General features: G+C 37.7%; 7 protein-coding genes and 1 tRNA gene. 3 read left to right on the forward strand and 5 right to left on the reverse strand.

Annotation, left to right across the window (positions count from 1 at the left end; genetic code table 11):
- Positions 1-116: 116 nt before the first annotated feature.
- Positions 117-192, forward strand: a tRNA-Glu gene (locus ACZ5V8_RS01660).
- A gap of 45 nt (positions 193-237) precedes the next feature.
- Here ACZ5V8_RS01660 and iglJ read toward each other — a convergent pair.
- From iglJ to tssB, 5 genes are all read right to left on the reverse strand, one after another.
- Positions 238-1,026: a type VI secretion system baseplate protein IglJ gene (gene iglJ / locus ACZ5V8_RS01665; protein WP_440616137.1), complete on the reverse strand. Its 789-nt coding sequence runs from the start codon at positions 1,024-1,026 to the stop codon at positions 238-240.
- A gap of 9 nt (positions 1,027-1,035) precedes the next feature.
- Positions 1,036-2,211, reverse strand: a complete 1,176-nt coding sequence (tssK, locus tag ACZ5V8_RS01670; protein ID WP_440651616.1) for a type VI secretion system baseplate subunit TssK — start codon at positions 2,209-2,211, stop codon at positions 1,036-1,038.
- Positions 2,212-2,244: 33 nt separating this feature from the next.
- Positions 2,245-2,913 (reverse strand): type VI secretion system tube protein IglC, encoded by a 669-nt coding sequence (gene iglC / locus ACZ5V8_RS01675; protein WP_464218092.1) that lies wholly within the window; start codon positions 2,911-2,913, stop codon positions 2,245-2,247.
- Between the two features lie 131 nt (positions 2,914-3,044).
- Positions 3,045-4,595 (reverse strand): type VI secretion system contractile sheath large subunit, encoded by a 1,551-nt coding sequence (tssC, locus tag ACZ5V8_RS01680; RefSeq protein ID WP_440651614.1) that lies wholly within the window; start codon positions 4,593-4,595, stop codon positions 3,045-3,047.
- Between the two features lie 12 nt (positions 4,596-4,607).
- Positions 4,608-5,177 (reverse strand): type VI secretion system contractile sheath small subunit, encoded by a 570-nt coding sequence (gene tssB / locus ACZ5V8_RS01685; RefSeq protein ID WP_464218093.1) that lies wholly within the window; start codon positions 5,175-5,177, stop codon positions 4,608-4,610.
- A gap of 429 nt (positions 5,178-5,606) precedes the next feature.
- On the opposite strand from tssB, the gene ACZ5V8_RS01690 reads away from it, so the two are divergent.
- Positions 5,607-10,592, forward strand: coding sequence for a hypothetical protein (locus ACZ5V8_RS01690; RefSeq protein WP_464218094.1), 4,986 nt, complete (start codon positions 5,607-5,609; stop codon positions 10,590-10,592).
- Positions 10,593-10,630: 38 nt separating this feature from the next.
- Positions 10,631-15,169 (forward strand): hypothetical protein, encoded by a 4,539-nt coding sequence (locus ACZ5V8_RS01695; RefSeq protein WP_464218095.1) that lies wholly within the window; start codon positions 10,631-10,633, stop codon positions 15,167-15,169.
- Positions 15,170-15,173 lie beyond the last annotated feature (4 nt).

A 15,173-nucleotide genomic window follows, 5' to 3' on the forward strand; every position in this document is an offset into this window, starting at 1 on the left:
TTGTGTTTGAAAATTAATAAAATATTTTTCTATAGTGCTTGACAGTAACCATAAAGCTCACTAGAATGCGCTGAAGTTTTCGGCAGTACGCTGAAAATCAGTGAAAGTTTCCTAGTGTCCCCATCGTCTAGAGGCCTAGGACACCGCCCTTTCACGGCGGTAACAGGGGTTCGAATCCCCTTGGGGACGCCATTATTTAAAAGGTCGCGTAAGCGGCCTTTTTTGTTTATGTTGATTTCAGAGCTGTGTGCGGAAAATTGAGTTAAGCGTGTCTTTGCCGCAAGTAATAGGCAAAAACGATTTATGATCGACTTCATTGAGCTTAATCGTTAAATCAATCGTGACGAGATGTTGCATTTTTTGGAAATAAGGATTGTTGCTAATTATTTTTTGAATACTTTCGATAATATGCCGATTAAATCGTGGGACGCTAATGACCATCTTAAGAAATGCTTTGGTTGTGCTTTTAAGTCCTTGTAAATAGCAGGCATTTAAGTAACTATTTTGGTTGATATGGTAGGATTTCAGTGCTTGCAAAAATTGATCAGATTGCACACTGAAGCTTACACAATACTCTGATAATTCATATTGTAAGCTGGTGACAAGTGTAGCAACTGATAAGCTGTTGGTATCATGTTCGTAATAAAGCACTTGACCGTTTTGATAGCTACTATCATAGACCTGATTAAATTCTGGATATAAGCCATAAAAGTATTGGTGTAGTAGAAAGGAGGTTCCACGATTAAGCGTATTAATAATCTGCATTTGATCATTTTTATCCGCAAGACTGTAGTAATGTTGAAGACCCGCAAAAATAGTGAGTTTAGAGAGGTTAATTATCACAAAAATATCATGATCACTGACATAAACATCTTCAATTAGATGATTGCTCGGGGTGATTGAGAAATTTGCCACAAAGCAGACATGTTGCGCGCTAATATTATAATAGTGGATTAACTCAAGTAACTCGGCAATATTAACTAAGCGTTTGAGTTTATGGTAGCGATCAATAAATGCCTTAATCATAATCGAACATTAACGGTAGTAAATAAAAAACTGATACGCCTCATTTTTAGTATTGGCTTGGAAAATGAGGTTTTTCTCGCTTAGAATATAATCCCACTCTTGTCCTGGTGCTAGGCGATAGGTTTTATATAGCAATGGATTATTTAACTGATGTATTCCACTATCTGGCATGTATTCTAGTTGCACACCTGATAGTGACATTTGATTGATATGCTTATTGCGTGAAATTGCTGAGAGTTTAATGAACTTGGGGTTAAGATCAACACTCTCAACACTGGGCTTCTTAACAACCAAAAAGAATTGCTTCGCTGCAAGGAAATCACTCGCTAAGTGTGAGGCTGTGAAATATTCACCCTCAAGTTGTAACTCAATAAACTGCTGCTTTATAGGTTTGTTTAAGAATGCCTCAAGTGTGTTAAATAAACTTAGAAAGCATTTATGCGGCGCGTAAAACTCAAAAGGCATCTGTAATATGTTTTTCTCGAAGACTTGATGCTCATCAGGTAGTAAAAAACAAAGCTCTTTTAAGAGGGTATATAACTCAAAGGGGTGGTAATGGATGGCGCGTTGCGTAATTGATTGTAGTTTATCCTCAAGTTTAAACAGCATTAAGCTTAATAATGGATATAAATGGGATTTGTGCTGATAATGGTGGATAAGGTGTTTAAGAGAAATAAGAATCTTCTCTAACCGATGTAAAGTCGGCAGGAAAGTTGTGCTATTGCAGCTTAAAAGTGGCGGTGTGAACTCAGAAATTTGCCAACCGTCACTGCTAAGGTGCAGCTCGCAAATTTTGATACTATGCACAGCACTTGGATCACTTGCAAATGACAAGTGAAAACAAGGGCGTAAAGTCGGAATATCAGCAATATGCGTTTGATGTGTAACATTCACAAAAATAGATGCTTTGGTATCATCATGATCCGTTAGCGAAAGATGCAAGGCATTATGTTGTGACGAAAGTTCAAAGAATAAACGGGCTTGCGTGTATAGTGCAAGCTCATCAATCTTAAGCTCACCCACACTAAGGAGCTTGTTATCAAGTTTTAAGCTAAGTATGCCATACTGCATTTGATAGGGTAATTGTAGTGCTTGCGCGACATATTGATGTCCCAGCATATCTTGTGTGATGAAATACTTAGCACTTAATAACGCACCATCTTGCCAATGAACTTTTGCTGCCATATTTTACCTTTTTAATTGTTTTTAGGCGGTATATTAACCAGCTGAAGAAGCCGCTTCATCAATACTCAATAAGCCATACTGTCCTTTTTCAGTACTCTCACCATGAACAACATCTAATGCTGCCTTGGAGAAATTCGCCTTGTCAACCATAACCCCAGTAATCGTTACAATATAGTAATCAGCTGCGGCAGTTGAGCCGCCTAGGAAGCCATATTGTTGGAAATCGATATTAAAGGCTGCGTTTTCAACAGGGACTAAAACAAGCTCAGAAAGATCAGTAATTACATCCCATTTGTCATCATTTTTGTACTCTTGAGAGGCATTGGTTTTACCAAATTTAATCGATGTATCTTTTGCTTCCGATTTCTTAACAGAAGAAATAAGTCCTTCTAGTGTGGTTTTCATTTTTGGACTAATTGGTAGACCAATGGTTACTTCAAGACTTGCTTTCATTTGTGGACCTGATAAATGAAACTCGATTAGGTTGCAAGCAGCCGTTGGGCTTGTCACATCATTTAAGTTTTGACCGCCATCGATGGCAAATAGAAATTTGCCCATGTCTTGCCCTAAGATCGTTAATGAGTCAAACCAAACACGTGGTTTAGAGTGACTGCCTGCAAAGTCAGCTTCGCCAAGCTTAAAGCTCAGTGGTTTGGCATCTAAGACAACGGATCTTGCTACTTTAGGTTCGATACTTGCCATGTTAAAACTCCTTGTTTATTAGTGGGTTAGTGATTGGGAAATGAAGATATACTCATCACAAGTTCCTTTGCAATTAGACACCGCAATATCGCTTGCGATGGGTATGTCATAAATGATAGTTAATAATGGAATTATTCACCTTCGCCTTCAGCTTCTGCTGTGGCAAAAAGACCTGGGTCAAGACGCGTATCAATCTTTAAGGTTGTGTCCATACCTTCAAATTGAATATGCGGCAATACCGTGATATTGCACTTATACCAGCCTGCCTTGCCTGGAATCTGGGTTACCTGAATATCAGCAGCTCTAAATGGGTATTTTGCCATCTCAAGTGCAGTTGGTTGGAAAACTGTTGTAACATAGCGACCAAGCCATTTTGATAATTGCTCTTGGATGATCTCAGTACTGGTAACACTACCGATTTTATCGCGGATAACACATTTAATATAATGTGCAATGCGTGAAATACATAAAGTGTAGGAAAGGTTAGCGACCAACTGCGAGTTCATTGAATCAAAGTCATCCACAAATTCTTCAACGCGTTTGATTGAGTTAACGCTAAAGAAGCAGGCGTTTGCTGTGCCTTTTTCCTCAATAATAGGGATAACACCAATATTTGCTAATGACAGCTCCATATAATCAGGCAGTGAAATGTTTAAAGCCGAACGCTGCTCATCAAATCCACGAATGTTATAAACTGGCGCAATCAATTCTTTGATATAACCACCATTCTCAGGGCCGCGAATATACTGGAACCAACCGCTTTCAGCAAAAGAACGCATCACATTTTTGGCAAATAGCAAAGATGAGCTTCCCCACAGATAAGTATCATTCGATTCATAATTGTTAACTTGCTCAACAAAGTTATTCATGCGACTATCAGCTACAGGACTATTTACTGGATGATAAGGTTGACGTAAGATAAAGTCACCCAAACATAGACCGACGTAAGCCGCCTGATCGGTTTTGCGAAAGGCATTCCAGTCTCGATAGCGTGGGTGCTCAAGTAATGTTTCAAAACTTTTGATTTGTTTGAGCTCAGCAATGTCATCAACACCAAAAAACTGCGGGTTAATCGCAGAGATAAAGGGTGCGTGTGCGCTCTCAGCAACCATACCCATCCCAGTTAGCCAAGTGATATCATCCATGCTGTTTTTAAAATCATATAGCCCCATCAATAAACCATATGGCTCGCCACCATATTGGTCATATTCAGAAACATAGACTTTCTTAAATAGTTCACTGCTTGAGATATCATACAGATTGCGTTCAAAGTCGTATTGTAGCTCTTCTTTGGTAACATCAAGTATTGCAACATCGATGTTATCATAATCATGCTGCATCACCTCTTTAAGTTGTAACCATTGATTCTCAATATAGCGAAACTCAGGGTGCAATAAGATGCTATTCACTTGCTCTTCGATAATTTGGTTGATGCGCTCAATCGCACGCTGAACATAAATTTTATTGTAATTGACAATGTCATCGTTATTTGCCAAGACCAGTGCGAGTGCGGCAATATTTCGTGAGTAATAGTCATCCGCAATATTGGCAACGGCATTGATGTCTTCTTTAATATTGGCATTGATCTTTTCAATACTGGTGCTTTGCTCTTCTTGTGAGCCACCGAACATTGAGAAAATGCTTGTCAAGGCGTTTTGTTCTACAGTGCTTGTTTCAGACATTTCATGTTCTCCTTAACCGTTTTGCTGTGAGTTTTCTTCGCCAGAGACAACTTCACCTTCAATCGTGCCATCATCAGTTTTGGCAAGATTATAGTGATCTAAGTTGGGAATCTCTTTTTTCAAGGATTCAAGCGTTTGCTTATCTGAAAAAATACCGTCAATGGTTTTTTTCAAAGTGCGATTGTTATCAATGTCTTTTTCAAAGGAAGAAAGCATTTCTTTTAATTGAAGAAGTGCATTGAGTTCAGGCACTTTTTTGGCAATGCGATCAGGCTGAAAATCTGCCATTGATGTGAATTTATAATTGATATCAATCATTGGTGATTTCGCAGGATTGATGCTATTGGGAACACGCATATTTGCAGTGATTTCCATATCCTTAAGTGTGGCATCAAGTCCATTTTTAATCACGCGGACATCACGATCTTCAAATGGCAGTTTGGCATCTTTTGATTTGCCTTTGGATAAATCGCCCATCACGAGAACGCGATAAGGAAGTTCTTTTTTCTTTGCCTCGCCTTTCACGCGAGTGTCGTATTGAATCATCAATCTTGATTTTGGAAGCTTCTTATTTACAGCCATGTTATCCGTTCCTTTTTAATTCATTTATGGTTGATTATATGCTGAGAACATTTCCTATCAGCACTCGGATTTTCACTAGAAATTCAATTTTCTGGTTAGCTATTTGGCTAAATCAATGTAACCTCTTGATTTATGATTAGTCAATAGCTAGAAGCAAAAAATGCAAATTTATTTTTTGAATGATTTAATAGGCTTTTTTGAAAAAATAACATTCATCTCTTGATTTATATGAATTCTATGCATGATTGCATGACGATTTTAATGAATCAGACAAATTTTGTTTTTTTTATTTTCAAAAAATGCTTTAAATTGACTTGACCTGATTGTTTCTTTATCGATAGATTATTTATTAGGAAGTGGCAAGTAATGGCTGTTGTTACTTAAGTTGTTAACTTGAGTATTGGAGTAACTAACCTACAGGGATAATGGATGATGTTTGGAATGCCTTTTTCAGTTGCAAGTTTTTCACCGGTTGCCAAACTGGGCTATCAAGTCTTACAGGAAGCGTATAAAAGCTATGCATCAATCGAAGATGTGAATGACAATACCAAGGTTGAAGATGTGTCACTGATTGTTGTTGATCCGCAGATTGTGCAGCAATATGTTAATTTCTTTGATGATAAAATTGGTGAGATTCGTGAAGGCTTAAAGGGAAGTGTTAATAAGATTGAAAGTCATGATTTGCAATGCCGTATGCAATTTGGCAGTGAAAACTCAAAAGAGGCGCATAAATTCTTAGCTGAAAGCTGGGGTTTACGTGAAACATCCAAAAAAATATGGGGTTACCTCACGGGCAAACGTGTATTTTTAACCGATGGTATTGCGCCATATAAACTGGCAGTAGCCTCTAAAAGTGGGCGCATTGATAATGGTTCAAACTTTTTTGAATTGGATGATGTGAAGCGTGATCTTATTATGGTTTTTGCCGATTTAGTGACTTTTTTGCAAGTGCACACGGCAAGCTCGTTAGACCCAAAGAAACTCTCTGATGCGCAAACCGATGCTGATATTTCAACCATGGTTAATAAAAGTGGCACGGTTTATACCTTTGTATCCTTAGATATCGTCTTGTTATTTATCATTACCAATCATCTTTATAATATCCTCAATATGACGCATTATTTGTATCAAAATGGCAATTTAGTCTATCCAACCCTATATGCGCATATCGATCATTTAAATGAATATATTACTTCAATCGCCATTCCATTATTAGAGCAAAAACAAGAGCAAAATTTACAAGAGCGCTCTGAATCTTTTAGAAACGCTACCTCACATTTAGTCAGTGTGCTTAAAGAAAGTCAAAATATCCATATGCAGAAGATGTCAACCATGCTAAGTCGCATAGGGGATAAACAGGTTAATGAAGTATCCTACATGAATGCAGCTCCTACCGCAGGGATTGCCAGTTTCTTGGCAAAAAAATCCTATAGCAATATCGCCTCAAGCATGGGTAATGTCAAAGCATTTGTGACCGATGTTGCTGAACAAAAAGGGCATTATGATCAGATGCAAAAGCTCATTGCGCAAAATAAAGCAGCCATTGAAGCATCCAAGCAAATGATCAAAGAGAAGCCTAATGATAAAACACTCAAAGTCTTTGGTGGTAATTTTGGGCATACGATGTTGGGTGGTGTTGACTTAGGTGGCAAATTTAAAAAAGCCATTCCACCGTTTGAAGTAGCACGCTTGTCGCAGTCCTATTTCCAAAGTGTCTTGTACAAAGTAGAAACTTCAGCACCCACGGCAATGCTCAAACATATTCATGAATCGATGCCGCTGATGAATTATTACTTTGATTTAGTGCGCCCAATCTTACGTCTGATGTTTAGCTATAATGATATTTCACTCAATAGCAGCATGTTAAACACCTTTATTGGTAGTTTATATCTTAAGATGTTTACTTATTATGATGCGTTTTTTACCGAGGTTAAAGATAAAACGGCTGTTGATGGAAAACTCAAAGACTTAATGGATAAAAGTTATATTAACTCTACAATAAACATCACACTTGAAAAAGTCGCAGAATCAGAACCTGTAAAACATAAAATTGTTGCCATTAGCTACTCAGGTACAAATCTCACAACAGAAAAAGAGATTGCACAATTATTATTTGGCAGCAAGCAGCAAACAATGCCTGAGATGGCATATCTTGAGTGTACTGAAATAGACAGTTTAGAATTAAAATTAGATGCATTATTTGGCAAAATGAAAGACCCTGAACAAATCCCAATTGTTCAAGCGTGGGTTGATAAGGTGCTAATGATTAAAGCAATTGCTGCCAAACAAGATACACCTTTAACGCAGGCGGCAATTGAGGTTTCTGAAGACGCCGATGCTAAAGGATTTGGTGATGATGTGGCAGCGCTTTTAAAGCAAGAAAAGCATGCAGAAGTACAGAAGCACTTTAAGGAAAGTGCCGATGATTTAGAAAAAGTCATTGCCAGCTGTTTCCCCCTTGAAATGCCTATGCTGCAATTCTTATTTAGAAAACGCAGTGCAGTCAGTCAATCATCATTAGCTATAAGTGGTGTTACACCTTTTTATTTGCTGCTTGATTATAGTTATAGCATGGTCATACATTCCTTTGTTGTACACTATGCGCGTGAGTCAATGGATAAGGCAAATCAGGCGATTAACAAGCATCTTTATGTAAAGGATGAGGAAAAGGCAAAAGATAAAAAAATTGAGGAGCGCTTAGAAAAATTAATTCAAGAATATTTAAAGCGTTATCAAAAGTGTTTCTCACAAAAAGCACTTGATGAGATGTTAGAAGGTGATCCTGTTAATAAGGTCGTACAAGCCATCGCCGCTTCAGCAAAAGATGCACTACTGCCGACAATGGCATTGATACTCGCAACAATGATGTCGCTATTTGAACGTTTGGTTTTACTTGATATTGGTAAGCGATCTGCAAGCAGTATGATCAAACAGTATGGCAGTATGATTTTTCATAACGAGGAGTTCAGAGGAAGTTTAAAAAAACTCTATGAAGATGAGCGAAGTATCGCGCAAGTGTTAGAAGCTATTACTTATCAGTTATTACCTGAGCTTGAGCAGTATGCTGACACGGTGAATAGTCATTATTGGTTAAGTGGATTAAAGAAAATCTATAACAGTGTGCGCCCGCAAATGATGATTTTATCGGATTCACTGTATAAACATGGGCAGATGGCAGTTGACTATTTGGATAAAGCCAGTGTTTACCTCAAAGATGGGCAGAAAGTTGAAGTTAAACAAAAAGCCTATTTAACCTTGCTTAGTAATATCCATGAATTCTTAAAGCAACAAGTACAAGCAGTGCCTTATAACGCCAAAGGGGAAACATTTGAATATGATACCTTTGTGCAATCAGCGATTATAAAAAGAGATCAAATCACAGATAGTGTTGAAAAACAAAAGCGCGCATTACTTGATAAAGTATCTGAATACTCAAAGTCCAAACAATACCCATTAGAAACAAAAATGTTCTTTTACAGTATGTTAAGAGGTGGTGCTTGGAGTTTATTTAGCACTCATCCCATTCCATCGGATGAGTTTTTGTTGTCGAGTGTTGATAGTGCGCAGTTGATGTATTCATTTTTAGATGATAGGCATCAAAATTTACTCTCTAAACAAGAACAATCATTTCCTGTTCCAAGTGAAATGTTTTTGGATTTAAATCAACAATTTATAAAAAAATATCAGTCAGATAGTACCTTAGATTGGTGTTTATTAGAGGCATCTCATCATGCGCGTAAAGGGAGTTATGAGATACAAGATTTTGATAAAGTCATTATATGGTTGCATTTTTTGCCAGAAGACCAAAATCCCTTAAGAGAATCATTGCAAACTCAGATTGCGCAAGTAAGTCAATTATTCAATAGTTTTAAAAGTTATCAGGTCGTTGATAAAAAAGCGATTGTCGCTGCGCTTTTATATGCCTCATTAGAGAACGGATTTTACTATAAATCTCACCCTCTTTCTTTAAGTTTGACAGCAATAGATGATAAGGGACAATATTATGATGATATCCTAAGCCATTTTATTCAGCACTTTCGTTATGACGATGCAGAAATGCCAGGAGCTATGTATTTCTTAATATATATTCTATATTTGCTTTGTCAAAATGAAGTTCTTGCAAGTGACTTCGCCGATAGTATGAAAAAAGCTGTTTTATCTCACCGACATAAGTTATCTGACCATGAGCAAAAAAGCTTGTTAGCGATAGCAGAAGATAGTTCATTTGATCTTGAGCTTATCTCTCAGCAGATTGAATTAATGGTTGCTAATATTCAAAATGACATCCACCAAGCATTTAGCAAATTAAAAATTAAGCTAGAAGATCCTGAGTTGCAGCAAAGAATGCAACAGCAGATTCAAAAAGTATCGGCAAAAAGTGTAAAACGATTGAAAGATCAACTATACAACAGCCAGATATATACTCGGTCTCTACAGGTGTTTAAAATTTTAGAGAAAGAAAAAGTTACAACTCAAGATAGCAAGAGTGGTGACATGGGTAATATGCGACATGCAAGCTTTTTTAAATTTGTGAATAATGAGAAAAAAGATCAGTCATCACCTAAATTTGTAACTAAAGGAAATTTTCAATGGAATACAACGCGCTTTGGTGAGGAGAAATATGTCCCTGTTCAGCGAATAAAAGTCAGCGATATTATGGGGAATAATTTTACAGACCCTCAAGCAAAGGAGTGGGATGTAAGGCTTAAAATAGCGCTAAGTATGTTAAGTATGCCCGCAGTTTATGTTTTAGTTAAGCAAGAAGCAGATAGACTTCTGGATTTGATTAGTCTGAATGAAGTGCCTCTGCCTAAAAAGACCTTACCTGCGCATACCAGCGCCATTACACTATCGATTGCTATGGTAATGATGGCTTATATAGCCAAATCATCCTATGTGTTTGATGCGAAGTCTGATATTGATGCCTCAACGTTGAGTAAGAGACTTTGTACTATTACAGATTATCGATTTAAAGAGTTTTGCATGTTATATACTGAGTACGATGATTTATATATCAAATCATATCAAGAGTATGTTACCTCAGAGCATGTAGATATTTTTGATGATTCAAAAAGCTCTAGGGCAACTAAAGTCAATCATTTGGAGGCGATGCGAAGATTAATTGATCAAGATTCATTTGAGCGCTTTGCTCAAGATAAAGGTGCAGGCGTTTTTATAACACGCCGATCTAAAGCGATGGAAGCAAGCGAGTTACAAAGTCTATTGGTAGATACAGTGGTTATGAAGCCGAGTCTTGATTGGCAAGAGGAATGGAGTGGTGTTGATCTATACGACGAACAAGCATTAATCCGTTTATATGATGATCCAGACTGGATGGATAAGCAGGATACAAAGTTGCGCATTAAGAAACTACAAGCGTATGTCTCAGATTTTGAAAAAGCATTAAAGCAGTAGACCAGTAGCAGAAAAAATAGATAAAAAGGAGTTTGAGCATGGGCTTAATTAGTGGAGCAGTACAATTGGCGACATTAGCCTCAAATGCAGGTAAGGTAATCGATGGCTACAATGAGGTGCAAAAGCGTTTAAGTGCTAGTGAGGATATTGAAACCCAACTGGCTGTTGCTGATTATGATACGGTGGTGATTATTGCCAAACCGGCGCAAGCGCAAGCCTATCGTGACTTCTTTAATGAAAAGAAATTAGCACTTAAGAACATGGTCAGCTCAGGCTATAACGAGCGCGCTTTTGATGTCGCCGTTAAAATGGGCGCGCAAGTTAGTAAAGAGCAGTTTGATAAAGTACAGGAAAAAACCTCATTTTGGCAAAAGACAAAAATTCGTTTTGCAGATTGGTTCCAAGGTAAAAATGCTTATATTACCGATTGTTTAAACCCACGGATGTTAAAAAATGTGCTGACATTTAATTATGAAAATCTCGAAAGTGATAACTTAAAGTTGATTGCTAAAGTGCTTGAATCCCTCTATCACGAATATGTTTCTTATTATGAATGGTTGGCAATGAATGAGGACGCTAAAAAGGTCACTCAAGAGGACGATGAAAAGCTGTATGCTGGATGCTACTACTCTGAGCAGAAAAAGCTATGGATTATCCATGATGAGAACTTATGGAAAACAGCGGTAATTGTGACACACTTGGTCAAGATCTTAACCTGCCCAAATGTGCAATGTCATAATGATAAAACACTTGTTTCAGGCAGCTTTGGTATTGCCAGTATTGTGCCTATTGCCCTTTATCATATGCATTTCTTAAATGAGTTCTTACAAAAAGAGTATCGCCGACCTGAGCATGATCAGGAGATTAAAGATAAACGTCAAAAGCTTGCAAGTGATGCCAAAGCGGTTGTTGAGAAGCTTTCAAAGACAACCTCCAAAGGTGCATTAGTTAAAAAGATGGCAGATTATGCCAGTGGTAGTCAAGCTTCAGCAATTACCGATACCGAGGTGGCAAACTTGCTAAATATTAAAGCGTTACAGCTTATTAGTCAAAACTTAAAGGAGTCGCAGAACACATCAAAAAGTGGTGTCTTGGGTAGCTTCAAAGAAAGTGAAGCAGTGGTTAATTTTCAAACACAGTTTGATGAAGTATCTAAAGATTTGGTTGAGGCACAACAAGCACATGCTGAGTCAGTAAAAGCTATTCATGATTTGCAGCAATCAGCACAACAGTGTGATGTATTTGTCGATAGTGCATCATTGGGTAACCTATTTGGCATATTAAAGAATAAACGCCAGACAGTGATATCAAGCTATTTTAAGCTGCATGATTTTCAAGGGCATTTACGTGTTTTCCAAGACTATATTGTTGCGGTTGAAAGCTTTGCACAAAGGAGCTTGCCAGGAGATCAAGTGTCATTGATGCTTGCCGATAAGTCGCTTGAATATGTAGTCAAAAATCTGCCATTTCAATTATCAACAATTATATTCCCAAGTTATCCAGTGATTGATAATGGGATTTTTATTACTACCTGCAAAGAGAAATACTTTCAACAAATGACTTCATCAAGCTTTGAGTTTTTAATGGTTGAAGAGGATAAATTAACAACAGCTGATGTGGATAAATTGGATCAGGTCACTGATGCGTTAAAATTAGTAACAATTGAATATGTAGCACAAAAAGATACTCTGACATTAACTCATAATCAAACTGCTCAAATCCCACAAGTTAAAGAACTTGTAATAAATTACCAGTTAGAGCAAAAAGCGGCAATTAAAGGCAAGAAAAAGCTCAATGAACTGTTGGTATGCTTTGCGCCTGAGAGTAAGGATGAATTTGCACAATTTATCCAAGCACGACATGAGGCTTTGGAAGGGTTAAAAGGCTTTTTAAAGGAAATTGAAGCGGCATTTTTAACAAAAGAAAAAGTCATTAATGTTGATGCTAGTCAAGATTATCGTGAGGCATGCTATGGACAGATGACGGCATTTATTAATGAGTTTGTATTTGGCATTAATCAGTCACATATCAAACAAGTGTCTGAATTAACGATGCAGATGTTTTCAGCGTCATACCCTGAACAAATGCCATTTTTACAACACATGTTTAGAACGCGCATGGGTTTACTCAATGAATTTGCTAAGTTTAGTAGCTATGACATAGTAGTGCATTGGCAATTAGCGCACAGTATGCTGTATTTCTCAACCCAAGAATTATATGGTAAAGGGGCGATTGAACGCGGTAAAATCGACCAAAAAGAGCTTCAAGCAAAACTATTTACTTATTTTCAAGGTAAAACGCCTAATATTGATGAGACCAATTTGTTTTTAGAGCAAAAATTATCACTTATTGAACAAATTGCCAGTTTAAGAGTTAGTGATACCGATTTTCGCTTTTTGATTTCGCTATGTGTTGCGGCTTTAATGGTTGAATATGACCATTTGGTTCAGCTTTACTTAGTGCAGCAAGCGCTAAGACAGCTTGTTGGGTTGTATGGCGAGGAGTTTATTAGAACAAAGAGTTTTCAACAGATTATTGCCAACTTTACTAAAGTATTGTCTGAAGTGCATACAAAATTTGAAGATAGCTCGCGTGCGTTAACCAAAAGCATTGATGCGTGGAAGGAGTCTTTGCAAAAAGATGCAACGCGTGTCAAGGTGCATGGTAATAGCTACCAAGCAGCTCGTAAAATTAGCAAATTAAGAGAGCGCTTAGATGTTTATAAGGAGTTGGTGACCAAAACTAATGAGCAGGTGCAAGCTATTGAAGGTGCGCAGGATTGGGCAAAAGCCCAAGGCTATACTGGTTTCTGTCAAACCTTTGTTGAGGATAGTAAGGCTCAAATCTATGCGCCACAATTAGAAGAGAATCTAGATACATTTTATGATGCGAATGTCATTAAAGCTGCCAGCACTTTGAAAGATAAGCGCTACAAAGATTTCCAAGATTCAATGCATGCATATTTAGAGCAAGGTGCCAAAATTTTAAAGGATTTGCGCTTTGATAATCAACAGCCAAAGCTTGTCAGTATGGTTATTGAGGATCAATTAACAGAAATTGCGCTAGGACAGAAGCTAGGCAGCAGACCTTATAACTTCACTGCCATGGTGCAGGCTGTTGGCGCCGCTCAAGATATTCCAAGCCAGATTATGAGCGGATTTAACTCTGAGAGTAAAGCCTATATTTATATGCAATTAGTGTTATCCAGTAGCAGTTCGACTTTGAAAAACGATGTAAATATACGTCAATTAGTATCTTTTGTCATTAATACTGAAGACATGGTAAATCTCTATGGTTTATTTAGTCAACTTAATGAACTAATGCTTAAGATGTATGCCCATGGTATTGGTGATGAGCCGATTTATCAGGGTGATAGCAAAGATAAAGTGTTATCAGAACGCATGCAATCAGCATTAGGGCAGGGCACAGCACAAAGCCGCTATGCACAGCTATGTAATGGTGATACAAATGTTTCTTTGAGTGAATTTATCGCTAAGTATTTAGACCTAATCTCCGTGAGTGAATTTAAAAATAATGAGAAAAGATTATTAAATGATGACAGTGTTAGCTTCTACACGGTTGCGGCTGAAATCATGCATGCTTTGTTACAAACCTATGTCAAAATTGCGATCAATATTGAATACGCAACACGCAGCAGAAATTTCAGTGGCAGTGAGCAAAACCAATTAAGCGTCTGGGCGGTTGATGTGATGACTAAATTACAGATCAAGCGTTTTGACGAGAGTGGTGATGTGCGTTATCAAGGGTTCTCGCCAGTGTATAAAGTGGATGATTTAAAGGTAAGCTTATTATTAAAAGCAATGCTATCAAATACCAGTGAGCGCCAAAAGGAAGCGGTTGGCAGTCTAAGCACACAGCGCACAACAATACAATTAGCCGTACAAGAGCAGCTAAAAAACACACAAGCACAATTTTTAGCACATATTTATAATTTAACAGGTTCATCGGCAGGCAGAAAAGATCTTCAGTATAATGCGCTTATCACGAGGAAAACCACTCGCAGTGGTCAGCGTAAAACGCCAGTTTATATGAATATTCTAACCAGTATGGAATCTGATGCGAGCTTACGTGCCTTATCAAAATACACGTTTAAATCAAGCTATCATGTGCTTGATAAGCAGACTTTTACTCAAGATAGTATTGTTGAAATTGAAAAGTATCGATTGCTTAAAGGGGTGATGATTGATCCGAAATCGCAGCGAGAAATTGCCTTTCAAAGTTTTGGTGGCTTTGATCAAGATGTGATGGAGTATTTGTCGTGCCCTAAATCGAATATTGATCAGCCCGCATATGCCAATAAGAAAAATACCTGGTTGGCAGTCAGAGGTGTCTTTGATGAAGGAAAAAAACAGGCATTGCTTGCGCAAGCATATTTGATTCTTGATGAACCTGCTAAATTACAAAGCTTAATTGATGCTTATCAGACAAGTGGTCAATTTGATTTGGTGTTGCTAGATGGCACTGCAGTGACTTCCGTGGCGGATGAGGGCAAGAAAGACCCTAATAGCCATGAGTTTTATCCCAAGCGTCAATTTAAACAGCCAGTGGCAATGTAAGGAA

It is taken from the genome of Cysteiniphilum sp. GTC20157, from assembly GCF_055396795.1.